At 70.1% G+C, this 23,584-nt stretch carries 19 protein-coding genes; 15 read left to right on the top strand and 4 right to left on the bottom strand.

The window, feature by feature from the left end; translation table 11 throughout:
• Positions 1-47: 47 nt before the first annotated feature.
• Complete coding sequence (typA, locus tag HNR73_RS17195) at positions 48-1,907, bottom strand: translational GTPase TypA (RefSeq protein WP_184788515.1); 1,860 nt, start codon at positions 1,905-1,907, stop codon at positions 48-50.
• Between the two features lie 198 nt (positions 1,908-2,105).
• Positions 2,106-2,756, bottom strand: coding sequence for an MBL fold metallo-hydrolase (locus HNR73_RS17190; RefSeq protein ID WP_184788514.1), 651 nt, complete (start codon positions 2,754-2,756; stop codon positions 2,106-2,108).
• A gap of 222 nt (positions 2,757-2,978) precedes the next feature.
• On the opposite strand from HNR73_RS17190, the gene rsgA reads away from it, so the two are divergent.
• From rsgA to HNR73_RS17175, 3 genes are all read left to right on the top strand, one after another.
• On the top strand, positions 2,979-4,064 hold the full coding sequence (gene rsgA, locus HNR73_RS17185) for a ribosome small subunit-dependent GTPase A (protein WP_184788513.1): 1,086 nt from the start codon (positions 2,979-2,981) through the stop codon (positions 4,062-4,064).
• Between the two features lie 449 nt (positions 4,065-4,513).
• Positions 4,514-7,459, top strand: coding sequence for an excinuclease ABC subunit UvrA (gene uvrA, locus HNR73_RS17180; protein WP_184788767.1), 2,946 nt, complete (start codon positions 4,514-4,516; stop codon positions 7,457-7,459).
• Positions 7,460-7,526: 67 nt separating this feature from the next.
• A complete protein-coding gene (locus tag HNR73_RS17175) occupies positions 7,527-8,024 on the top strand; it encodes a Rieske (2Fe-2S) protein (RefSeq protein ID WP_184788512.1) in 498 nt (165 codons plus the stop codon).
• Between the two features lie 36 nt (positions 8,025-8,060).
• On the opposite strand, the gene HNR73_RS17170 is transcribed toward HNR73_RS17175, so the two are convergent.
• Positions 8,061-8,723, bottom strand: a complete 663-nt coding sequence (locus HNR73_RS17170; RefSeq protein WP_184788511.1) for a trimeric intracellular cation channel family protein — start codon at positions 8,721-8,723, stop codon at positions 8,061-8,063.
• Between the two features lie 174 nt (positions 8,724-8,897).
• On the opposite strand from HNR73_RS17170, the gene uvrC reads away from it, so the two are divergent.
• From uvrC to HNR73_RS17110, 12 genes are all read left to right on the top strand, one after another.
• Positions 8,898-10,886, top strand: coding sequence for an excinuclease ABC subunit UvrC (gene uvrC, locus HNR73_RS17165; RefSeq protein WP_239122317.1), 1,989 nt, complete (start codon positions 8,898-8,900; stop codon positions 10,884-10,886).
• A 260-nt stretch (positions 10,887-11,146) separates the two neighbouring features.
• Positions 11,147-12,070: an RNase adapter RapZ gene (rapZ, locus tag HNR73_RS17160; protein ID WP_184788509.1), complete on the top strand. Its 924-nt coding sequence runs from the start codon at positions 11,147-11,149 to the stop codon at positions 12,068-12,070.
• Entirely contained in the window at positions 12,067-13,047 is a 981-nt protein-coding gene (locus tag HNR73_RS17155; protein ID WP_184788508.1) for a gluconeogenesis factor YvcK family protein, read from the top strand. The genes rapZ and HNR73_RS17155 overlap by 4 nt, the downstream gene beginning before the upstream one ends.
• On the top strand, positions 13,047-14,027 hold the full coding sequence (gene whiA, locus HNR73_RS17150) for a DNA-binding protein WhiA (protein ID WP_184788507.1): 981 nt from the start codon (positions 13,047-13,049) through the stop codon (positions 14,025-14,027). The genes HNR73_RS17155 and whiA overlap by 1 nt, the downstream gene beginning before the upstream one ends.
• A gap of 511 nt (positions 14,028-14,538) precedes the next feature.
• Positions 14,539-15,561 carry a type I glyceraldehyde-3-phosphate dehydrogenase gene (gene gap / locus HNR73_RS17145; RefSeq protein WP_184788506.1) on the top strand — a complete coding sequence of 341 codons (1,023 nt, stop codon included), beginning with the start codon at positions 14,539-14,541 and terminating at the stop codon, positions 15,559-15,561.
• 12 nt (positions 15,562-15,573) lie between these two features.
• Positions 15,574-16,776, top strand: a complete 1,203-nt coding sequence (locus HNR73_RS17140; protein ID WP_184788505.1) for a phosphoglycerate kinase — start codon at positions 15,574-15,576, stop codon at positions 16,774-16,776.
• A gap of 118 nt (positions 16,777-16,894) precedes the next feature.
• Positions 16,895-17,689 (top strand): triose-phosphate isomerase, encoded by a 795-nt coding sequence (gene tpiA / locus HNR73_RS17135; protein ID WP_184788504.1) that lies wholly within the window; start codon positions 16,895-16,897, stop codon positions 17,687-17,689.
• A 148-nt stretch (positions 17,690-17,837) separates the two neighbouring features.
• Positions 17,838-19,592 (top strand): ABC transporter substrate-binding protein, encoded by a 1,755-nt coding sequence (locus tag HNR73_RS17130; RefSeq protein ID WP_184788503.1) that lies wholly within the window; start codon positions 17,838-17,840, stop codon positions 19,590-19,592.
• A 1,113-nt stretch (positions 19,593-20,705) separates the two neighbouring features.
• Positions 20,706-20,948 (top strand): preprotein translocase subunit SecG, encoded by a 243-nt coding sequence (gene secG, locus HNR73_RS17125; protein ID WP_184788502.1) that lies wholly within the window; start codon positions 20,706-20,708, stop codon positions 20,946-20,948.
• 139 nt (positions 20,949-21,087) lie between these two features.
• Positions 21,088-21,429 carry an RNA polymerase-binding protein RbpA gene (locus HNR73_RS17120; RefSeq protein WP_184788501.1) on the top strand — a complete coding sequence of 114 codons (342 nt, stop codon included), beginning with the start codon at positions 21,088-21,090 and terminating at the stop codon, positions 21,427-21,429.
• Positions 21,430-21,556: 127 nt separating this feature from the next.
• Positions 21,557-22,234, top strand: a complete 678-nt coding sequence (locus HNR73_RS17115) for a DUF2975 domain-containing protein (protein WP_184788500.1) — start codon at positions 21,557-21,559, stop codon at positions 22,232-22,234.
• Entirely contained in the window at positions 22,234-22,470 is a 237-nt protein-coding gene (locus HNR73_RS17110) for a helix-turn-helix domain-containing protein (RefSeq protein WP_184788499.1), read from the top strand. Before HNR73_RS17115 ends, HNR73_RS17110 begins: the two co-directional genes overlap by 1 nt.
• 47 nt (positions 22,471-22,517) lie before the next feature.
• Here the strand turns inward: HNR73_RS17110 and HNR73_RS17105 are convergent, their stop codons facing one another.
• Positions 22,518-23,480, bottom strand: coding sequence for a trypsin-like serine peptidase (locus HNR73_RS17105; protein WP_184788498.1), 963 nt, complete (start codon positions 23,478-23,480; stop codon positions 22,518-22,520).
• Positions 23,481-23,584: the final 104 nt, after the last annotated feature.

Genomic DNA, 23,584 nt, shown 5'->3' with positions numbered 1-23,584 from the left:
CGAAAGGGGCCGCCACGGTTTCGTGGCGGCCCCTTTCCCAGCTGTCTTTAGCGCGAACCCAGGCGGCGCGCCCGGCCGCGCTGCGCGGCGTCCAGGATGACCTTGCGGATCCGGATCGCCTCCGGGGTCACCTCGACGCACTCGTCCTCGCGGCAGAACTCAAGAGCCTGCTCCAGCGAGAGCTTGCGCGGCGGGATCAGCCGCTCCAGGACCTCACTGGTCGCGGAGCGGACGTTGGTGAGCTTCTTCTCCTTGGTGATGTTGACGTCCATGTCGTCTTCACGGGAGTTCTCGCCCACCAGCATGCCCTCGTACACCTCGGTGCCCGGCTCGACGAACAGCGAGCCGCGCTCCTGGAGGTTGAACATCGCGTAGGTCGTCGCCACACCGGTGCGGTCCGACACCAGCGAACCGTTCTGGCGGGTGCGCAGCTCGCCGAACCACGGCTCGTACTTCTCGAACACGTGGTGGGCGATGCCCGTACCGCGCGTCTCGGTGAGGAACTCGGTGCGGAAACCGATCAGACCGCGTGCCGGGACCAGCCACTCCATGCGGATCCAGCCGGTGCCGTGGTTGACCAGCTGCTCCATGCGGCCCTTGCGGGTCGCCAGGAGCTGCGTGATCGCGCCCAGGTGCTCCTCGGGGGAGTCGATGGTCAGACGCTCGACGGGCTCGTGGCGCTTGCCGTTGATGTCCTTGGTGACCACCTGCGGCTTGCCGACGGTCAGCTCGAAGTTCTCCCGGCGCATCTGCTCGACCAGGATCGCCAGGGCGAGTTCGCCGCGGCCCTGGACCTCCCAGGCGTCGGGACGCTCGGTGTCGAGGATCTTCAGCGAGACGTTGCCGACGAGTTCCTTGTCGAGGCGGTCCTTGACCATGCGCGCGGTGACCTTGGAGCCCTTGACCCGGCCGGTGAGGGGCGAGGTGTTGGTGCCGAGGGTCATCGAGATCGCCGGCTCGTCGACGGTGATCAGCGGCAGCGCGACGGGGTTCTCCAGGTCGGCGAGGGTCTCGCCGATCATGATGTCGGGGAAGCCGGCGACGGCGATGATGTCGCCGGGACCGGCCTCGGCGGCCGGTTTGCGCTCAAGGCCGTCGGTGAGCAGCAGCTCGACGACGCGGGCCTTCTCGACGGTGCCGTCGACGCGGCACCAGGCCACGGTCTGGCCCTTCTTGATCGTGCCCTGGCGGACGCGGCACAGCGCGAGACGGCCGAGGAACGGCGAGGCGTCGAGGTTGGTCACGTGCGCCTGGAGGGGCGCCCCTTCCTCGTAGGAGGGGGCGGGGATGGTGTCCAGGAGCGTGCGGAACAGCGGTTCGAGGGTGCTGCTGTCGGTCGGGACGGTCCCGTCGGCGGGCATCTCCAGGGTGGCGATGCCGTCGCGGGCGCAGGCGTAGACGATCGGGAAGTCGATCTGCGACTCGTCGGCGTCGAGGTCGAGGAAGAGCTCGTAGGTCTCGTCGACGACCTCCTTGATGCGGGCGTCGGAGCGGTCGACCTTGTTGATGACCAGGACGATCGGGAGCTTCGCCGCGAGGGCCTTGCGGAGCACGAAGCGCGTCTGCGGCAGCGGGCCCTCGGAGGCGTCGACGAGGAGCACGACACCGTCGACCATGGTCAGGCCGCGTTCGACCTCACCACCGAAGTCGGCGTGGCCGGGGGTGTCGATGATGTTGATCGTGATCGACTCGCCGGCGGCGTTGGTGTAGTGCACGCCGGTGTTCTTGGCGAGGATGGTGATGCCCTTTTCACGTTCCAGGTCCATCGAGTCCATCACCCGGTCGTCGACGTTTGCGCCCTGCCTGAAGGCGCCGCCTTGCTTGAGCATGGCGTCGACGAGGGTGGTCTTGCCGTGGTCGACGTGCGCGATGATCGCGACATTACGTAGGTCGGAACGAAGGGCCATGTCTTCTATGGTTCCTTACCCTCGGTGGCTTGATCGCGGCGGGCCGGGTGATTTGGGGCTCCCGCCACGTCCCCGGCGCACGGCCGGGACGGTTTTGACCTGCTAAGACGTCTCCGGGGTACCCGTGAGGTGAAGCGCGGGGGAGTCCCGGGTGGACGATGTGGGGCCGTGGGCGTGGCGTGCGCCACACATGGGCCGTCACCAGCCGCGTTCGAACCACTCGGGCAGGGAGGGCCGTTCGGCGCCGAGGGTGGTGTCGCGGCCGTGCCCCGGGTAGATCCAGGTGTCGTCGGGGAGACGGTCGAAGAGCTTGGCGCGGACGTCGGCGAAGAGCAGGTCGAAGTCGGCGCGCCCGGCGGTCTTGCCGACGCCGCCGGGGAACAGCGAGTCGCCGGTGAAGACGTGCGGAGTGCCCGCCCGGTCCTCGTAGAGCAGCGCGATCGAGCCTGGGGTGTGCCCGCGGAGGTGCACGACCTCCAGCGCGACCCGGCCGCAGGAGATGGTGTCGCCGTCGGCGAGTTCCCGGTCGACCTCGGGGATCTGGGCGGCGTCGGCCTCGTGCGCGAAGGAGACCGCGCCGGTCGCGCGCAGTATCTCGGGGAGGGCCTGCCAGTGGTCGCCGTGCCGGTGGGTCGTCACCACCGTCGACAGGCCCGCCGCGCCGATCACCCCGAGAAGCCGGGGCGCGTCGCTCGCGGCGTCGACGAGCAGCTGGTCGCCGGTGCGATGGCAGCGCAGCACATAGGCGTTGTTGTCCATCGGCCCGACCGAGATCTTGGTGATGGAGAGGCCGTCGAGGTCGCGGGTCGCGGCCGGCCCGCCCGGGCGCACTGCTCCTGTGTATGTCACGCCTCAATCCTTCCGCAAACCGGCTTGCCAAGCGGCGCCCCATGGTCTTAACTTCGTCCGTACCGACGCGCGTGAGTGGTGAGGAGGTGACCCGATGCGTGTAAGCGGACGTCGATGTCCGGGCCCTGTGCGGGTGAGTACGCGCACGGAGCCCGAACCATCCCTGCATGTGTGCGCCATGCCCAGGACCTGAAGCATCGCGCGGACACAGCTGAGCTGAAGGTGCCTGAAATGAATCTGTCCATGCCGTCCCTCGGATGGGACGACCGGCTCCGCGCTGCCTACAAGCGCCATGACCGCCGGGGCCAGCGACCGGGACGGGTGGCCCGTGTCGACCGCGGGATCTGTACGGTCCTCACCGCCGAGGGAACGGTCCGGGCGAGCCTTTCCGGGCGCATGCTCGGTGACCTCGCCGCCGATCCGGCCAGCGGCCCGTGCGCCGGCGACTGGGTCGTCGTGCGGCAGTGGCCCGACGACCGGACCACCCTCGAAGCGGTTCTGCCGCGCAAGACCTCGATCGTCCGCGCCGGTGCCGGTAAGGCGGCGACCGGTCAGGTGATCGCCACGAACATCGACATCATCGCCGTCGTCGAGCCGCTCGACCCCGACCCCGACCCGGGCCGGATCGAGCGTCTGATGACCCTGGCGTGGGACTCGGGCGCGACCCCGATCCTGCTGCTGACCAAGGCCGACGCCGTCGGCGACCCGGCGGCGCTGGCGTTGTCGTTCGCCGACTCGGCGCCCGGTGTGCCGATCATCCCCGTGAGCACCGTCAACGGGGAGGGGCTCGACGTGGTCGCCGAGTACGTGCCCAGCGGCCGGACGATGGCCCTCGTCGGCCCCTCCGGTGCCGGGAAGTCCTCGCTGGTCAACGCGCTCGCCGGGGCCGAGGTGATGGTGACGCGCGCGTTGCGCGCCGACGGTCGCGGGCGTCACACGACGAGCTACCGGGCGCTGGTGCCGGTACCGGGCGGCGGGGTCATCCTCGACACGCCCGGGCTGCGAAGCGTCGGCCTGTTCGACCGTGACAACGGGGAGGGTGACGGTCTGGTCCGCGCCTTCGCCGATGTGGAGGAGCTGGTCGCGGCGTGTCGCTTCAGCGACTGTCGTCACGACACCGAGCCCGACTGCGCCGTCCGGGAGGCCCTGGAACTGGGGGCCCTGTCGGCGAGGCGCTACGAGAACTGGCGCAAGTTGCAGCGCGAGCTGGCCTTCGAACGCCGCCGTGTCGACGCGCGGGCGCGTGCGGTGCAGCGCGACAAGGACCGCAAGCGGCAACAGGCCGCCACCCGCCGCCGGGAGACCTGACCCGCCGCGGATCGCCGGACCGGACGCGGGAGTGGCGACTTTCACGTCCACTCCCGCGGGTTCGCCGGGCGGGCGGCGGATCGGCCGCGCCTGAACCCGGGCGGGGTGCCGTGCCCGGTTTTCCACTTCCTGCCCGCTTCTCAAGGTCATCGCTTATGCCTGGAACCGGTGCAACACCTGTTTTCTCCCTTTCGTCCTGGTCTTGCGACGCGGTCATGCCGGGAACCCGGCGCCGCGACGGGCTCACCGCCGGATCCCGCACCCCTCCTCCCCGCCTCGCCGGTGGGCTCGGGGCGCCGTACTGTCGAACGGGTGAGCTGCGCTTACTCATTTCTGTCAGACCCGATCGGTAGGGTGCGCGCGTGACCCAGACTCCAACCTCCACCAAGATCAACTCGACCCGGCCGGCCACGGCCGGGTCCGGTGGCGACCGGCCTTCCGGCGGGGCGATCACCGGTAGCAAGATCGCGATCCGCGGCGCCCGCGAGCACAACCTGCGCAACGTCAACCTGGACCTGCCGCGCGACGCGCTGATCGTCTTCACGGGCCTGTCCGGTTCGGGCAAGTCCAGTCTCGCGTTCGACACGATCTTCGCCGAGGGTCAGCGTCGTTACGTCGAGTCCCTGTCGGCCTACGCCCGCCAGTTCCTCGGTCAGATGGACAAGCCGGACGTGGACTTCATCGAGGGCCTGTCCCCGGCGGTGTCCATCGACCAGAAGTCGACCTCCCGCAACCCGCGGTCGACGGTCGGCACCATCACGGAGGTCTACGACTACCTCCGCCTGCTGTTCGCGCGCATCGGCCAGCCGCACTGCCCGGTGTGCGGCGAGGCGGTCACGAAGCAGACCCCGCAGCAGATCGTCGACCGTGTCCTCGCGATGGAGGAGGGGACACGGTTCCAGGTCCTCGCCCCCGTCGTGCGCGACCGCAAGGGCGAGTACGTCGACCTGTTCGCCGAGCTCCAGTCGAAGGGCTACGCCCGTGCGCGCGTCGACGGTGTGGTTCATCAGCTGACCGAGCCGCCGAAGCTCAAGAAGCAGGAGAAGCACTCGATCGAGGTCGTCGTCGACCGTCTGACGGTGAAGTCGACCGCGAAGCAGCGCCTGACCGACTCGGTCGAGTCGGCCCTGCGGCTGGCGGGCGGGATCGTGCTGCTGGAGTTCGTCGACCTCGCCGAGGACGACGCGCATCGCGAGCGCCGCTACTCGGAGCACCTCGCGTGCCCGAACGACCATCCGCTGGCGCTGGACGACCTGGAGCCGCGGTCCTTCTCCTTCAACACCCCCTACGGCGCCTGCCCGACCTGCATGGGTCTGGGCGTGCGCATGGAGGTCGACCCGGAGCTGGTCATCCCGGACCCGGAGCGGACCCTGCGCGACGGCGCGGTCTCGCCGTGGGCGAGCAACCACATGCTGGGCTACTTCATCCAGCTCCTGGGCGGCCTCGCCGACCAGCTCGGCTTCGACCTCGACACCGAGTGGCAGGCGCTGCCGTCGCGGGCGCAGAAGGCGATCCTGCACGGCGTCCAGGAGCAGGTGCACGTCTCCTACCGCAACCGCCACGGCCGCCAGCGTTCGTACTACGCGAACTTCGAGGGCGTCATCCCGTGGCTGGAGCGGCGCCACTCCGACACCGACTCCGAGGGCAGCCGGGAGCGCTACGAGGGCTACATGCGCGAGGTTCCCTGCGGGGACTGCGGCGGAACCCGGCTCAAGCCGGAGGTCCTCGCGGTGACCGTGGTCGGCCGCAACATCGCCGAGATCTGCGCGCTGTCGGTCGCCGAGTGCGCCGAACTGCTCGCCGGTCTGGAACTCTCCGAGCGGCAGGCGATGATCGCCGAGCGCGTGGTCAAGGAGATCAACGCGCGCCTCCAGTTCCTGCTCGACGTCGGCCTCGACTACCTGTCCCTGGACCGGACCGCGGCGACCCTGTCGGGCGGTGAGGCACAGCGCATCCGCCTGGCCACGCAGATCGGGGCGGGGCTCGTGGGCGTGCTCTACGTCCTCGACGAGCCGTCGATCGGTCTCCACCAGCGCGACAACCACCGCCTCATCGAGACGCTGGTGCGCCTGCGGGACCTCGGCAACACGCTCATCGTCGTCGAGCACGACGAGGACACCGTCCGCACCGCCGACTGGATCGTCGACATCGGCCCCGGCGCGGGCGAGCACGGCGGCAAGATCGTGCACTCCGGCACCCTCGAAGGGCTGCTGGAGAACGAGGAGTCCCTGACCGGCGCCTACCTGTCGGGCCGTTCGGTGATCCCCACCCCGATGGTCCGCCGCCAGCCGACGCCCGGCCGTGAGCTGGTCGTGCGGGGCGCTCGCGAGCACAACCTGAAGAACGTCGACGCCAGTTTCCCGCTGGGATGCATGGTGTCGGTGACGGGCGTGTCCGGTTCGGGCAAGTCGACCCTGGTCAACGACATCCTCTACGGCGTCCTGGCCAGCCGCATCAACGGCGCCAAGGTCGTCCCCGGCCGTCACCGCCGCGTCGACGGTCTCGGCGAGGTCGACAAGGTCGTCGGCGTCGACCAGTCGCCGATCGGCCGGACCCCGCGCTCGAACCCGGCGACCTACACCGGTGTCTTCGACCGGATCCGCAAGCTGTTCGCCGAGACGACCGAGGCGAAGGTCCGCGGCTACCAGCCCGGGCGCTTCTCCTTCAACGTCAAGGGCGGCCGCTGCGAGGCCTGCTCGGGCGACGGCACGCTGAAGATCGAGATGAACTTCCTGCCCGACGTCTACGTTCCCTGCGAGGTCTGCCACGGCGCCCGGTACAACCGGGAAACCCTGGAAGTCCACTACAAGGGCAAGACGATCGCCGAGGTCCTCGACATGCCGATCGAGGAGGCCGCCGACTTCTTCGAGCCGATCACCGCGATCCACCGGCACCTGAAGACCCTCAACGACGTCGGTCTCGGCTACGTCCGCCTCGGGCAGCCGGCACCGACCCTGTCGGGCGGTGAGGCGCAGCGCGTCAAGCTCGCCAGCGAGCTCCAGAAGCGCTCCACGGGCCGCACGGTCTACGTCCTCGACGAGCCGACCACCGGTCTGCACTTCGAGGACATCCGCAAGCTCCTCAAGGTCCTCGAAGGTCTCGTCGACAAGGGCAACACGATCATCGTGATCGAGCACAACCTCGACGTCATCAAGACCTCCGACTGGATCATCGACATGGGCCCCGAAGGCGGCAACGGCGGCGGCACCATCGTCGCCAAGGGCACCCCGGAGGAGGTCGCGCTGGTCGCCGAGAGCCACACCGGCGTGTTCCTGCGGAAGGTCCTGTCCGTCGACGGGGAGATCGTGGCCGCGAAGAAGGCCCCGGCCAAGCGGGCGAAGGCCAACGGCGCCAAACCCGCCGCGAAGAAGACCGCGGCGAAGGCGAAGGGCTGACATGCCGGCCGGGGACTCGTCGCGGCGGAGCGCCGCATCGGGTCCCCGGTTGTGGCAATCTGCCCGCATGACACAAGAGTTGAACGACGACCCGGGCGCCGAGCTCGCCGCCCGGGTCCTGCGTTCGTCACGGCGCGCGCTGCTCTGCGGCAGTGGCGCCGTGGCGGTCGCCGCCCTGCTGTCGGCGTGCGGAAGCGACGTCGACGCTCCGGCGGACGGCACCACCGACAACGGCCTGCCCTCGCCGAGCGGCCCGGGCGACGGCAGTTTCGTGCCCGGTGACGGCGACTCCCTGGCGAGTCTCGACGACATCCCGGTCGGCGGCGGCATCGTCACCGAGGACCTCGTCATCGTGCAGCCGACGGCCGGCACCGTGAAGGCCTACAACCGGTCCTGCCCCCACCAGCAGAACCCGGTCGACCCGCCCCGCGACGGCATCATCACCTGCCCGTTCCACGGCTCCCAGTTCAAGGCCGACGACGGTTCGCTCGTGCAGGGCCCGGCCACCAAGGGCCTGACCGCGGTCGAGGTGAAGATCGTCGACGGCAAGGTCGTCAAGGCATGAGACCTCCCGGGCCCGTACGGGCCCGGGACTCACACGTCACTTGAAGCCGAACGGCGGCAGGTCGACCGGCAGCGTCCGGGGCCGCGGCGAGTTCCAGCCGAACCACAGCGAGGCCAGCCGCAGCAGGAGCGTCGCGATCAGCGCGCACACCGAGGCCGTGCCGGTGTTGGCGAACATCTTCACGCCGAGGAACACCAGCGCCCCGCCGAGCGCGGCGGTGACGTAGAAGGTCCCGCCCTGGACGAGCGCGATCGGCTCCCCGCTGAGCAGGTCGCGGATGAGGCCGCCACCGGTCGAGGCGAGCACGCCCACGAAGATCATCGGGATGGTGCCCAGGCCCGCGCCCGAGGCGGTGGTCATGCCGACCACCAGGTACAGCCCGAGCGCGAAGGCGTCGATGATCACGATGACCGGGGCCAGCCGCCGCACGGGCCTGGCGAAGAGCATGCCGACCACGGCGGCGATCACCGCCGTGGCGAGGTAGGAGTTCGTGTTGAGCGCGGCGGGCACACGCGACAGGAGGATGTCGCGGATGAGGCCGCCACCGAGCCCGGCGGCGACGCCGATGAAGACCACCCCGATGAAGTCGAGGCGTTCGCGTCCCTGATCCTGCCCGGCGACCAGCGCGCCCTGCCCGGACGTGACGGCGACGGCGGTGAGGTCGACCCACAGCGGGACGGTGACGACGTCGTCGAGCATGGATCCTCCGCTCGGAGGCGGACAGGTGGACACGCGAGGGACTGACGTCACGCTAACGGACCCGAATGCCGGTACGGGGCCGAATAGACCGATATGAGTAGGTCGTCCAGCCGTTATGGGACCCCGAACCCCGCCCGGGCCGGAATGTCGGTGTCGGGAGTTAGGCTCACGCTCGTGGCATTGGACTACCGGCCGGCGACCGGCACTATTCCCACCGACCCCGGGGTCTACCGCTTCAAGGACCCCGACGGGCGGGTCATCTACGTGGGCAAGGCGAAGAGCCTCCGCTCGCGCCTGTCGTCCTACTTCGCCGACCCGGCCACCCTCCACCCGCGCACCTACCAGATGGTGCACACCGCGACCTCCGTCGACTGGGTCACCGTCAGCACCGAGGTCGAGGCCCTCCAGCTGGAGTACTCCTGGATCAAGGAGTTCGACCCGCGCTTCAACGTCAAGTACCGCGACGACAAGAGCTACCCCTACCTCGCCGTCACCGTCGGCGAGGAGTTCCCGCGCCTCCAGGTCATGCGCGGCGCCAAACGCAAGGGCGTGCGTTACTTCGGGCCCTACTCGCACGCCTGGGCCATCCGCGAGACCCTCGACCTGCTCCTGCGCGTCTTCCCGGCCCGCACCTGCAACACCACGACCTTCAACCGCGCCCGGCGCACCGGCCGGCCCTGCCTCCTCGGCGACATCGGCAAGTGCGCCGCCCCCTGCGTCGGCCGCGTCACACCCGAAGAGCACCGCGGCATCGTCGACGAGTTCTGCGACTTCATGGCGGGCCGCGGCGAACAGCTCATCAAGCGCCTTGAGAACGAGATGCTCGCCGCCTCCCAGGACCTCGACTTCGAACGCGCCGCCCGCCTCCGCGACGACCTCGTCGCGCTGCGGCGGGCACTGGAGAAGCAGGTCGTCGTCCTCCCCGACGGCACCGACGCCGACGTCGTCGCCTTCGCCGACGACCCCCTGGAGACCGCCGTGCAGGTCTTCCACGTGCGCGGCGGCCGCGTCCGCGGCCAGCGCGGGTACGTCGTCGAGAAGGCCGTCGAGATGTCCATCGGCGAACTCGTCCACGACTTCTGCTCCCAGGTCTACGGCGAGGCCCGCGAGTCCGCCGACGTGCCGCGTGAGCTTCTCGTCCCCGAACTCCCACCGGACGTCGAGGCCCTCACCGCCTGGCTCAGTCAGCTGCGCGGCGCCAAGGTCTCCATCCGCATCCCGCAGCGCGGGGACAAGCGCGCGCTCGCCGAGACCGTGCACCGCAACGCCGAGCAGGCCCTCGTCCAGCACAAGATGCGCAGGGTCGGCGACCTGACCGCCCGCAGCCGCTCCCTCGAAGACCTCGCCGAGGCCCTCGACCTGCCCACGGCGCCGTTGCGCATCGAGTGCTACGACATCTCCCACATCCAGGGCACCGACGTCGTCGGCAGCATGGTCGTGTTCGAGGACGGGCTGCCGCGCAAGTCGGAGTACCGCCGCTTCATCGTCAAGGGCGAGCAGGTCGACGACACCGCCGCCATGTCGGAGGTCCTGCGCCGGCGCTTCACGCACGGCAAGGCGCCCGAGCTTCCCGAACCGGCCGACCCGACGCAGCCCGTCGAAGGTGACGAGACGACCGGCCGCAGGCGACGCTTCGCCTACCCGCCGCAGCTCCTCGTCGTCGACGGCGGACTGCCGCAGGTCAACGCCGCCGCCGCGGCCCTGGCCGAAGCGGGCGCGGGCGACGTGCCGGTCATCGGTCTGGCGAAGCGCCTCGAAGAGGTGTGGCTGCCCGACGAGGAGTTCCCGATCATCCTGCCGCGCCGCAGCGAGGGGCTGTTCCTGTTGCAGCGCCTGCGCGACGAGGCCCACCGCTTCGCCATCAGTCATCACCGCAAGCGCCGGTCGACGCGCATGACGGCGTCCGCGCTCGACGAGATCCCCGGCCTCGGCGAGATCCGCCGCAAGGCGCTGCTCCGGCAGTTCGGGTCGCTGAAGCGCCTGCGGGCGGCAAGCCCCGAAGAGATCGCGAGCGTCCAGGGGATCGGCGCCTCGACGGCCGAGGCCGTGCACCGCGCGCTCAACCCGGAGGCGGGGCCCGCGTCGGCGACGGTGGCCGAGGAGCCGCAGGCGACAGGTGACGCGGGGGAGACGACCACGACGGGTACTGCGGCGGGGGCGTAGGGCTCCCGCCACCGCGCGCCCCGGATCTCCGGCGCTTCGCCTCGATCACCGGGGCGGCGCGGGAAGGTCCGTCGGCGGCGGACGCGGTGGGCGAAGCGGCCGTATGCCGTCGGCGGCGCCACCCCACCCATCCACACCGGCCGCCCCACGCCTGTCACCCCACCCGCGCCCCGCCCTTCCCCACCCCGCGTGTCCCACCCCACCCCACGCGAAAGGACCGCGCGGATGCCGCCGCGCGGGTCATGAGAGAGACTGACAGGATGCCGGACACGCCGACACCACACGATGACGCCGAGTCCCCGGCGTCCTCACCGAGCCGCGCCGACCTGGACCTCGTGATCATCACCGGGGTCTCCGGCGGGGGCCGCAGCACCGTGGCCCGGGCCCTGGAGAACGTCGGGTACTACGTCGTCGACAACCTCCCGCAGGCGCTCATGGTGACCATGGCCGAGCTCGCCTTCGAGTCCTCCGCCGAGGTCACCCGGCGCACCGCGATGGTCCTCGACGTGCGCAGCCACGCCTTCTCGGTCGACCTGACCGGCGCGGTGAAGGAACTGCGCGCCCGGGGCTTCCGCCCCCGCGTGGTGTTCCTCGACGCCCAGGACGACGTCCTCATCCGCCGCTTCGAGAGCGTCCGCCGCGCCCACCCGCTCCAGGGCTCCGGCCGCCTCCTCGACGGCATCGTCGCCGAACGCGAGCTGCTCACCGACGCCCGCGACGAGGCCGACGTCGTCATCGACACCAGCCACCTCAACGTCAACCAGCTGCGCTCGCGCGTCGAGGAGCTCTTCGCCGTCGCCAGCGCGCGGAGCCTGCGCGTGACGGTGCTGTCCTTCGGCTTCAAGTACGGCCTTCCGCAGGACGCCGACTTCGTCCTCGACGCCCGTTTCCTGCCCAACCCGTTCTGGGTGCCCGAACTGCGCGACCACACCGGCCGTGAGGCCGAGGTCAGCGAGTTCGTCCTCGGCCAGCCCGGCGCCAACAACTTCGTCGACGATTACGCCGACCTCATCCGCCGCGCCACGCCCGGCTTCGAACGCGAGGGCAAGCGCTACGTCACCGTCGCCATCGGCTGCACCGGCGGCAAGCACCGCAGCGTCGCCATCGCCGAGGCCCTCGCGCTGCGCCTGCGCGACGCGGGCCTGTCGGCCTACGCGCATCACCGCGACCTGGGGCGCGAGTGAGCGGCCCCCAGCGGACGCGCGTGGTCGCCTTCGGCGGCGGGAAGGGCCTGTCGGTGGCCCTCCGCGCTCTCCGGTGCCTCGACGTCGACATCACCGCCGTGGTCACCGTCGCCGACGACGGCGGCTCCAGCGGCCGGCTGCGCATCGACCGTGACGCGCTCCCGCCGGGCGACCTGCGCCAGGCGCTCGCCGCGCTGTCGGGCGACGAGGCCGCCGCGCGGCTGATCCAGCACCGCTACGACGGCGCGGACTCCCTGTCGGGCCACACGGTCGGCAACCTGATGCTCGTCGGGCTCCTGGAGATGCACGCCGACCCGGTCGCCGCGCTCGACGAGGCCGGGCGGCTGATGCGCGCCCACGGCCGGGTCCTGCCGATGGCGAGCGTCCCGCTGCGCATCGAGGCCGACGTCCTCGACGACCACGGCCGCCCCACGGTCGTGAGCGGACAGCACAACGTCGCCGTCTGCCGGGGCACCGTGACCGACGTGCGACTCGCGCCGGCAGACCCGCCGGTCGCGGTGGAGGTCCTGTCGGCGGTCGCCGAGGCCGACTGGCTCATCTTCGGGCCCGGTTCCTGGTACACCAGCGTGCTCCCGCACCTGCTGACCCCCCGTTTGCGTGAGGCGATCGGCAAGAGCGGGGCGCGCCGGCTGATCACCCTCAACCTCTCCGAGGACACCGAGACCGCAGGCCTGTCCCTGGCCGGGCACCTCGGCGCCTTCGCGAAATACGCCGACGGGGTGACAATAGACGCGGTAATCGCCGACGCACGCGCCGTGGGATACCCCGATCCGGTCGCGAGTGCGGCAGAATCCCTTGGAGCGAGGCTCGTCCTCGCCCGGGTCGCCCGCGAAGACGGGACCCCTCGACACGACCCGGACGCCCTCGCGGCGGCGCTGCGGCGGCTGCTCCTGGAAGCAGACGACCCCGACGACCCCGCGACCATGGAAACACCACGAAGGAGTGCTGGCGAGTAATGGCGATGACCGCGGCCGTCAAGGATGAGCTCAGTCGCGTCGAGGTGACCAAGCAGTGCTGCCGCCGGGCCGAGATGACCGCCGTGCTGCGGTTCGCGGGTGGTCTCCACCTCGTGGCGCAGCGCATCGTCGTCGAGGCCGAACTCGACACCGGGAGCGCCGCGCGCCGTCTCCGCCGAGACATCGCCGAGGTGTACGGCTACGCCAGCGACATCTACGTGCTCTCGGCCGGCGGACTGCGCCGCAGCACGCATTACGTCGTGCGCGTCGCGGAGAACGGCGAGACCCTCGCGCGTCAGACCGGACTGCTCGACGTGCGCGGGCGCCCCGTGCGGGGCCTGCCGTCGCATGTCGTCGGCGGTTCGGTGTGCTGCGCGGTGGCGGCGTGGCGGGGCGCGTTCCTCGCGCACGGCTCGCTGACCGAACCCGGGCGTTCCTGCGCGCTGGAGGTGACCTGCCCGGGGCCCGAGTCGGCGCTGGCGCTGGTCGGTGTGGCCAGGAGGATCGGCGTGATCGCCAAGGCCCGTGACGTGCGCGGCATCGACCGCGTCGTCATCAAGGACGGCGACGCGATCCGCGAGCTGCTCACGCGCCTGGGGGCGCACGCGTCGGTGCTGACGTGGGAGGAGCGCCGGGTGCGCCGCGAGGTGCGGGCCACGGCCAACCGCCTCGCGAACTTCGACGACGCGAACCTGCGACGCTCCGCGCGGGCGGCGGTCGCCGCAGCCGCGCGGGTCACGCGCGCACTGGAACTGCTGGGGGAGGAGGCGCCCGGCCACCTTGTCGAGGCGGGCAAGCTGCGCCTGGCCAACCGGCAGGCCTCCCTGGAGGAACTCGGCGCGATGGCCGACCCGCAACTCACGAAGGACGCGATCGCCGGGCGCATAAGGCGTCTGCTGTCCCTCGCCGACCGCCGCGCACGCGAACTGGGCGTGCCCGACACCGAGTCGGCGGTGACACCGGAGATGCTGGTCTCGTAGGGCCGGGCGGCGGTTCGCGGGAGGCGTCGGCGTGCCCGCCGTCGTGTCGGTGGTGACCGGCGAGTCCCGGCCGCCGATCCGGGCAGCGGTACGAATGCGCCCGCGCGGCGCGAATCGTGTTCCCGCACGTCCGGAATCGCGGAGCGGGAGTTCCAGCGTGCCCGCCGTCGTGTCCGTGGTGACCGGCGAGTCCCGGTCCGCCGGCCCACCCCGGCGGCACGATTCCACGCGCTCGGCGCGAAACGCACTCCCGCACGTCCGGAACCGCCGTCGTATTACCCTGGCCCCGAAGCGAACTTCCACGCCCCTGGCCTCCCACTCCGTGGGGCTTGGGTAGGGTCCTTGGTGATCGGCAGGCAATGTCGATGTAACGTTCGCAAAGCATGGCGGCGACGAGGCCGACAGCTTGACAGCTGGGCCCGCCGGACCGTTCTGGGGGCGGCGAGCCGAGATCACCTTCAGGCGACCAGTCGCTGCCGGCTGGCGCTTTTCTGGCGAGGAGATGGGTCGAGTGACCATCCGAGTAGGCATCAACGGCTTCGGTCGTATCGGACGTAACTTCCTTCGGGCCGCCCTCAAGGCCGGCGATGACATCCAGATCGTCGGGGTCAACGACCTCGCCGGTTCGGACGTGCTGACCCACATGCTCAAGTACGACTCGGTCATGGGCCGCCTCGACGCCGACGTCAGCTACGACGCCGACTCGATCACCGTGAACGGCAAGAGCTTCAAGGTGTCCGCCGAGACCGACCCGGCCGCGCTGCCGTGGGGCGAGCTGGGCGCCGACATCGTCATCGAGTCGACCGGCCGCTTCACCAACGCCGAGGACGCCGGCAAGCACCTCAAGGCGGGTGCCAAGAAGGTCATCATCTCCGCCCCGGCCAAGGGCGAGGACCTGACCGTGGTCATGGGCGTCAACGACAACACCTATGACCCCGCGAACCACAACATCATCTCGAACGCGTCCTGCACCACCAACTGTGTGGCGCCGATGGCCAAGGTCCTGACCGACACCTTCGGGTTCGAGAAGGGCTTCATGACCACGATCCACGCGTACACGACCGACCAGCAGCTCCTCGACCAGGTCGCGGTGTCCCGCAAGGGCACCCTCGACCTGCGCAAGGTCCGCGCGGCCGGTCTCAACGTGATCCCCTCGACGACCGGTGCGGCCAAGGCGACCAGCCTCGTCCTCCCCGAGCTCAAGGGCAAGATCGACGGCATGGCCTTCCGCGTCCCGGTCCCGACGGGCTCGGTCACCGACCTCGTCGTCGACCTGTCGCGCGAGACGACCGTCGAAGAGGTCAACGCGGCGTTCAAGGCCGCCGCCGAGGGCCCGCTGAAGGACCTCCTCTACTACACCGACGAGCCGATCGTCTCCTCCGACATCGTCGGCCACCCGGCCAGCTGCACCTTCGACTCGGGCTGCACGATGGTCCAGGGCAACCAGGTCAAGGTCGTCGGCTGGTACGACAACGAGGCCGGTTACTCCCACCGCCTGGTGGACCTGGCCAAGTTCGTCGGCGCGCGTCTGTAGAGGGCGAACATCTTGCGTACTCTCTCCGACCTGCTCAGTGAGGGTGTGCGGGGTCGGCGCGTGCTCGTGCGCGCCGACCTCAACGTCCCGTTGAGCACCGACGAAGACGGCACCCGTCACATCACCGACGACGGCCGCATCCGCGCCGTCCTGCCGACCCTGACCGTCCTGTGCGAAGCGGGCGCCAAGGTCATCGTCTGCTCACACCTCGGCCGTCCCAAGGGCGCGCCCGAGCCCAAGTTCACGCTCGCGCCCGTCGCGGCCCGCATGGCCGAACTCCTCGACGCCCCCGTCGCCTACGCCGCCGACACCGTCGGCGACTCGGCGGCCGAGGTCGTCGGCGGACTCGCCGCGGGCGAGGTCGCCCTGCTGGAGAACCTGCGCTTCAACGCCGGTGAGACCAGCAAGGACGACGCCGAGCGCCTCGCCTTCGCCGAGCAGCTCGCCGCGCACGCCGAGGCCTACGTCGACGACGCGTTCGGCGCGGTCCACCGCAAGCACGCCTCCGTCTACGACGTGCCGAAGCTGCTCCCGCACGTCGCCGGCGGGCTCATCGTCCGTGAGCTGGAGGTCCTCCGCGACCTCACCGACGACCCGAAGCGGCCCTACGTGGTCGTCCTCGGCGGCTCGAAGGTCTCCGACAAGCTCGGCGTGATCAACGCGCTCCTGCCGAAGGTCGACCGGCTGCTCATCGGCGGCGGGATGTTCTTCACCTTCCTCGCCGCGCTCGGCCACGAGGTCGGCGACTCGCTGCTGGAGACCGACCAGATCGAGACCTGCAAGCGACTGCTCGACGAGGCCGGCGACAAGATCGTCATCCCGACCGACGTCGTCGTCGGCACCGAGTTCAGCGACGACGCGGCCACCGAGATCGTCGACGCCGACGACATCCCGGCCGGCCAGAAGGGCCTCGACATCGGGCCCGAGACGACCGCGCGCTTCGCCGGGGAACTCGCCGGCGCGCGCACCGTCTTCTGGAACGGCCCGATGGGCGTCTTCGAGTACGCGCCCTACGCCGCCGGAACACGCGGTGTCGCCGAGGCCGTGGCCAAGGTCGACGGGCTCAGCGTCGTCGGCGGCGGCGACTCCGCCGCGGCCGTGCGCGCCCTCGGCCTCGACGAGACCTCCTTCGGGCACATCTCGACCGGCGGCGGCGCCTCCCTCGAATACCTCGAAGGCAAGACGCTGCCCGGCATCGTGGCACTGGACGACTGAACGGACGACGGCGGCCGGACCGGGGGAGGACCCCGACCCGGCCGCCGTCGTCCGTACTCCCCGCCGGTACCGGCCCCACCCGCTTCGACCACAGACCAACGCTCCCGGAAGTGGAACCATGACCAAAAGCACCCGCCGCCCGCTCATCGCCGGTAACTGGAAGATGAACCTCAACCACTTCGAGGCTCTCGCGCTCGTCCAGAAGCTGGCCTTCAGCCTCGACGAGAAGCAGCTGTCCGACGTCGAGGTCGTGGTCCTCCCGCCCTTCACCGACCTGCGCAGCGTGCAGACCCTCATCGACGGCGACAAGCTCCTCATCGGTTACGGCGCCCAGGACATCTCCGAGCACAAGTCCGGCGCCTACACCGGCGAGATCGCCGGTTCGATGCTGGCCAAGCTCGGCTGCGCCTACGTCGTCATCGGCCACTCCGAGCGCCGCGAGTACCACAACGAGGACGACGCGCTCGTCAACCGCAAGGTCAAGGCCGCCCTCGACGTCGAACTGACCCCGATCGTGTGCGTCGGCGAGAAGCTCGACGTGCGCGAGGCCGAAGGCCACATCGAGCACTGCCACACCCAGCTCGACGGCGCCCTCGACGGACTCAAGGCCGAGGACGTCGCGCGGATCGTCGTCGCCTACGAGCCCGTCTGGGCCATCGGCACCGGCCGCACCGCGACCCCCGAGGACGCCCAGGAGGTCATCGGGGCCCTGCGCGCGCGTCTCGCCGAGCGCCACGGCGACGCCACCGCGACCCAGGTGCGGATCCTGTACGGCGGTTCGGTCAAGTCGACCAACGTCGCCTCGATCATGGCCAAGGCGGACGTCGACGGCGCCCTCGTCGGCGGCGCGAGCCTCGACGGCGACGAGTTCGCCGCCCTCTGCCGCTTCCCGGAGCACGCGCGCCTGTCCTAGACCGCGCGGACGGACCGGTCCTATATGGACAACGGTGACTTCCGCAATACGGTTGAATATCAGAAGAGTTTCATCGAGGGACGCAACGGGATCGGTCGGTTACCATCGACCGATCCTTATGCCTTCCCCCGACAGATGGATCTCGACCATGCCCGAGTCCGGTCCCACCCCACGTCGCAGGACCGCCCGGCGCGCGGTCGCCGCCGGGGTCATCGCGCTCGCCGTCGCCGCCTCGGGGGCCGCCTGCACCGCCGAGGAGCCGCCGACGCCCGAGGGCATCAGCGGTCTCCCGGCGAAAGGCGGAACGCTGACGCTGCTCGACGAGGCGCCCTACTTCGATTCCCTGGACCCGCAAGAGGTCTACGTGCTCAACCAGCTGAACCTGAGCTCGCTGATCTACCGGACACTGGTGTCGATCAAGGTGGAGGCGGGGGCCGAGCCGCAGTTGACGCCGGACCTGGCGACCGACCTGGGCCGCCCGTCGAACCAGAACAGGACCTGGGAGTTCAGTCTCCGGCACGGCCTCAAATGGGAGGACGGGCAGGACATCACCTGCGAACAGGTCCGGCACGGCGTCGCGCGGTCCTTCGACGCGCGCAACGGCGGCGACGCCGTCGTGCAGGGCGGGCCGACCTACCCGCGGCAGGTCCTCGACGTCGACGCGGACTACACCGGGCCGTACACGCAACCGAACGCTGAATTCAAGGCCGTGGAGTGCCTTGACGACTGGACGGTGCGGTTCCATCTCAAGCACGGCGTCGGCGACTTCCCGTACATGCTGACGCTTCCGGTGTTCTCGCCGGCGCGGCCGCTGGGCGTCGAGCGGGAGAGCAGGTTCGACCGCAGCCCGCTGGCGAACGGCCCGTACAAGGTCGTCGAGTCGCGGCTGCCGGATCCGGACAACGGGGTCACGGGACAGCTCATCCTCGGCCGCAACGCCTACTGGGACGCCTCGACGGATCCCGTGCGCCCGGCCTACCCGGACCGCGTCGAGGTCAAGTACGGCGTCGACCGCGAACTGGCGACGCAGCAGATGATCGCGGGGAACACCGACTACGACGGCGCGGTGTTCCTGGGATCGAACGTGCCGGGGAACTACATCCAGCAGGTGCTCGCCGACCCGGCGCTCTACGCGCGGGCGCTGACCGGGTACACGAACTCGGTGCGGTACCTGGCGATCAACACGAGCAAGGTGACGGAGTTGGGCTGCCGGCAGGCGCTGGAGTACGCCTTCGACCGGCGGAAGTTCCTGAGCGTCTACGGCGGGACGATCTTCGGGGACTACGCGTCGACCATGGTGTCGCCGCAGTCGCCGGCCTACCGCGAGTTCGACGTGTACAAGGGCAAGGACAACCCCGACGGCGATCTGGCCACCGCGCGCGAACTGTGGACGGATCGCTGTCCTGAGAAGCTGCGGCTGGACCACGCCGACACTCCGCAGCTGCGCAGGGCGGCCGAGACGATCGTCGACACCTACGGGAAGCTCGGGATCAAGGTCGAGACGCGGCCCATCCCCGCCGACGAGTTCTTCCCGACCGTTCAGCAGCCGGACGAGCAGGGTGACCTGACGCTGGCCGCGTGGGTCTCCGACTGGCCGAACGGCTCGGGGACGATCCCGACGCTCTTCCACGGCGACTCCATCGTGGACGGGAGCAACCTCAACCTCGCCCAGCTCGACGTGCCCGAGATCAACGCGCTGATCGACCAGGCCTCGCAGGAACCGGACCTGGCGAAGCAGTACGCCCTGTGGGGCGAGCTCGACGAGCGCATCTCGCGCGAGGCGCCGACGATCCCGATCAGCTGGGGCAAGGCGGTTCAGCTGATGGGGACGAAGGTGCGGGGAGCGGTGATGCACCCGCAGTACGGGATGGCGGGCGTCGCGGCGCTGGGGGTCGCGGGGTAGGGCGCTTTGGGGGGCCGTCGTCGTCTCGGCCGGGGCTCGGATGCGTCCAGGCGCGGGTGGGCGTGGGGGTGACGACATCCTCGACGACGGCGGCGAGTCCGTCTCCGCGCGCGGGCGAGCGTATGGCGGCGGGGTTCTCGCCGTGTTCGGCCGCGCCCGGCAAGTGGTTGCAGATGCCCGCGCACACGTCCCCCGGCCCCGCCCGCGCTCGGCAGGCTCTCCGTGGGGAGATGGTGTCGCGTCGCGGTGTCGGGCGGGGCGGATGGCAGACGCCGATAGTCGGCGGTCGTGGACGGCCTTTGGTGGCGCGCGTTCGAACGAATCGCGCGCTTCCCCATCGCGCCCAAAGGGGCCCCAAAAAATACGATACGGACGAGGTCCGACAATTTCCTACGGCCCTGATCCGGCGACTCGGTTCGTGATCGATCGCTGAGCGGGGTTATCCGCGCGATCTTTTCCGGCGCGCATTCACGTTCTCCGAGTCATTAACCGGCCGGTCGAGTCGCGACTTCCCAGATCGTCGCGGCGCGCGGTTCACGTCGGGCGAGAGTCGGTCAGGGCGGGTGTCCGGCCGTCACCGCGCACACCGGATCGCGCCGCACGTGAGCCGGCCAGAGGAGAGCGCCGCCTGCCGTCGTGCGGACCGGTCGTGCCCCTCGCGAGCCGGTTGCGGGTAAGTCGCGACGTGTGCCCGCCCGCGCCATGGGCAGGCCGGCCGGAGCAGGGCCGAGTCGCCGCCGGACGCCCCGCACCGCTCGGAAGAAGCCTGGCCGGGCGCCGACCACCGCTTGAGGACAGTGGGGCGGGAGAGGTTCGCGGTAGGCGTGTGGTGTCGTGGAACGTGATAGATGGGCCCTCGCCGCCCGCGTGGACGAGCTCGTGCCGGGGGCCACGTGAGCCAGGGTCCCACCGCGCGATCGCACTCGTTCGCCGCACACCGAGCCGGAGATCGCCTCACCCGCCCCACCACCGGATCCGTGCCCCGGGGGGCACCGAATCGCACCCGCCACGTCCACCCCGAGCCGGAGATCGTCGGCACCCGCCCGGTCCTACCCCCCGGCGCGCCCGTCGGCTAAGCTGGCTCGGATCGTGCCTAAGGAAGGGACTGACTACATGTTGGCCTATTCGCTCGTCGGCGGCCTGCTGCTCACCAGTGTGCTGCTGATCGTGCTCGTCCTGCTGCACAAGGGCAAGGGCGGTGGTCTCTCCAGCATGTTCGGTGGCGGCGTCTCCTCCAACCTCAGCGGCTCGTCCGTGGCGGAGAAGAACCTCGACCGCATCACGGTCATCATCGGCGTGCTGTGGCTCGCGTGCATTGTGGCCTTCGGCGTACTGCTCAAGTCCGGCGGTAGCTGAGGTCTTCCATCTGAGCGCGAATCAACTTAGACTCATGCGCGCGGCCCCAATTCGGGCCGCGCGCATTGTGCATACTGCGTCTTCGCTGTCTTCCGGCAGTGCGCCCCGCACAGCAGCCCCCCTGTGACAGGAGCGGAACGTGGCAAGTGGCAACGCCATTCGTGGTACCCGGATCGGCTCCGGACCGGCAAGGTTCATCGAACGTGGCGAACCGGCACCGCGGCAGTTCATCAGTTACTGGTGTGCGAACGATCATGAGACCCGTCCGTCGTTCGCCATGGATGTTCAACCCCCGGAGACCTGGGACTGCACGCGGTGCGGCCTCCCGTCGGGACCGAACCGTGAGGCACCCCCGGACAAGCCCCACGCGAAACCCTTCAAGACCCATATCGCCTACGTCATGGAGCGTCGCTCCGAGGCCGACGGCGCGGCTCTCCTGGAAGAGGCCCTGGCCAACCTCCGCCGACGGCGCGGAGAGTAGACGGGCCGATTTTTTTTGCGCCGGGCGGGTGGTGACGACGGTCACCACCCGCCCGGCTTTTCGTGCCCTTGACACTGCCGCTAGCCTTATCGAAAATCGATGCATCGATAAACGATAAGGAGCTTCGATGACCCTGAACACGGCGGCGAAAGCCCAGGCGAGCGCCCGGCTGTCGTCCAGCTGGCTGGGACGCCTGCAAAAGGCGCTGACGGTCTTCTGCGTCCTCGCCCTCATCGCCGCGGGCCTGACGGCCGCCGCGTGCGCGTATGCCGGTGTCACGGCCGACGACAACCCGCTCTCCTTCATCGTCGGCGACGTTCCGCAGCTCGAACAGGCGATGGAGGACGAGTCCGTGGCGCGGGAGGCGGCGGGCCGTCCGGCCGAGGTCGCCTACGGCAATCCCGAGGGCGTGCGGCTCCAGATCTACACCGCTCTCGGCTGGCTGCCGAGCCTGCTCCTCGTCGCGGGCCTGCTGTTCGTTCTCCGCCGCACGATCCGGCGCGCGCGGCAGTCGGACACCTTCAGCGGGGACACCGCCGACGGGCTGCGGCTGGCCGGCCGCCTGGCCCTCATCGGGGGACTGGTCGCCTGGCTGGCGGAATGGGCCGCGAGGGTCACGCTGAACAACGCGTCGATGAACCTGCGCCCCGGTGAAGAGATCTGGGCCTACATTCCTTACACATTGCGCGCGCTGATCGTTGACCTCCCGTGGCTGTGGGTCCTCCTGGGGGTCGGTCTGCTCGCCATCTCGGCGGTGTTCGCACGCGCGGTCGCGATGCGCGAGGACCTGGACGGCCTGGTGTGATGGTCGATCCCGAGCACCGCGTCTCCGTGCACCTCGACGAGCTGCTCACCGCCCGCGGCATGACCCTCACCGAACTGTCCAGAAAGGTCGATCTGACGCTGGCCAACCTCTCCATCCTGAAGAACGGCCGTGCGCGGGCGATGCGCTTCTCCACCCTCACCGCGCTGTGCGACGCCCTGGACTGCACGCCCGGCGACATCCTGCGCGTCGAATCCGCGGATCCCGCGGACGAATGAGCGGTGGGGGCCCGGGAGGGCCCCCACCGCCGTGGAGGAGTCAGGTTCTAGGCGGACTGCGCCGAGCCGTACAGGTTCTGGGCGTCGGTGCCGAAGTACGGCCCGAACATGTAGGTCGGCAGGAAGTTGTACTTGAAGCTGTTGACCGAGGTCTGCACGCCGGTACCGGTGGCCTCGTTGAAGGTCCGGAACCACGGACCGCCGCTCGAACCACCGGTCATGTTGCAGGCGAGGCCGATGTCGCTGCTGAGCAGGAAGTCGTTGATCGTCCGGCCGGAGCAGTAGATCAGGGTCTCCCCGTTGTACGGCGAGGCGGCCGGGAAGCCGAAGTCGTAGACCTGCTCACCGCGCGGCTGGTTGAACGCGATGCCCTGCGAGCCGACGACGTCGGTGAGGGACTGCCCGTCGAGCTGGTTGACGACGGCGGCGCCGATGTCGAAGTTGATGTCCTCGCTGGCCGTCCACTGCGGCGTCGACAGCGTCTGCCGGGCCGTCCAGGTGCCGTAGGGCCGGTTGCCGTTGTTGTAGCCGGGCACGAAGACCCAGTTGGTGTGCCAGGCCCCTTCCAGCTTCACACAGTGGCCGGCCGTCATGACCGTGCTCTTGTTGTTACTGGTGACGGCGTTGCCGGAGCAGGACGCCGTGCGGCCCTGGTAGCTGAAGAACACGCGGCCGGAGGTCTTGACGACCGCGCCCCCGCCCGTCCACGCGCTGCCGCCGTTGGTTGGCGCCAGCGGGGTGATCGTCTCCGGGCTTCCGGTGGGCACCTTGGTCGACATGCCGGGTATCGCGTCGACCGTGATGACGTCGAGGGGGGTGGCCTCGCGCATCCGCTCATCGGTCCAGAAGGACAGGACGTCGGACTGCTGTTTCGTGGTGACCGCCGCCGAGCGGGAGGTCGCCGTCGCCGAGGTGCCGTCGGCGGGCTCGCCCGCGGAGGCGATCGACGGGGTCGCCGCCAGGAGCGCGCCGCTTAAGAGGGAGAGGAGTACGAGTCTGGTCGATCGCATGGTCGTCCTCTTTCTCGGGGGCAAATACGCCGGGTCGGCGCATCTGTCCGGATGGATGCTGAGGGTCATGTTATGGGTGGATGAGACCCGTGCGCTACCCCCTG

The organism is Phytomonospora endophytica, from assembly GCF_014202425.1.
Classification (GTDB): Bacteria; Actinomycetota; Actinomycetes; order Mycobacteriales; family Micromonosporaceae; genus Phytomonospora; species Phytomonospora endophytica.
The sequence above is the reverse complement of the archived record's forward strand: the minus strand, read 5'-3'. Positions and strand labels throughout refer to the sequence as shown.

Bases quoted from the DNA above. Each gene is read 5' to 3' on its own strand.
- HNR73_RS17175 (WP_184788512.1), top strand. From the start codon at position 7,527: ATGACACAAGAGTTGAACGACGACCCGGGCGCCGAGCTCGCCGCCCGG.
- tpiA (WP_184788504.1), top strand. From the start codon at position 16,895: ATGACCAAAAGCACCCGCCGCCCGCTCATCGCCGGTAACTGGAAGATG.
- HNR73_RS17170 (WP_184788511.1), bottom strand. From the start codon at position 8,723: ATGCTCGACGACGTCGTCACCGTCCCGCTGTGGGTCGACCTCACCGCC.
- HNR73_RS17105 (WP_184788498.1), bottom strand. From the start codon at position 23,480: ATGCGATCGACCAGACTCGTACTCCTCTCCCTCTTAAGCGGCGCGCTC.
- HNR73_RS17110 (WP_184788499.1), top strand. From the start codon at position 22,234: ATGGTCGATCCCGAGCACCGCGTCTCCGTGCACCTCGACGAGCTGCTC.
- HNR73_RS17115 (WP_184788500.1), top strand. From the start codon at position 21,557: ATGACCCTGAACACGGCGGCGAAAGCCCAGGCGAGCGCCCGGCTGTCG.
- whiA (WP_184788507.1), top strand. From the start codon at position 13,047: ATGGCGATGACCGCGGCCGTCAAGGATGAGCTCAGTCGCGTCGAGGTG.
- HNR73_RS17130 (WP_184788503.1), top strand. From the start codon at position 17,838: ATGCCCGAGTCCGGTCCCACCCCACGTCGCAGGACCGCCCGGCGCGCG.
- rapZ (WP_184788509.1), top strand. From the start codon at position 11,147: ATGCCGGACACGCCGACACCACACGATGACGCCGAGTCCCCGGCGTCC.
- typA (WP_184788515.1), bottom strand. From the start codon at position 1,907: ATGGCCCTTCGTTCCGACCTACGTAATGTCGCGATCATCGCGCACGTC.
- secG (WP_184788502.1), top strand. From the start codon at position 20,706: ATGTTGGCCTATTCGCTCGTCGGCGGCCTGCTGCTCACCAGTGTGCTG.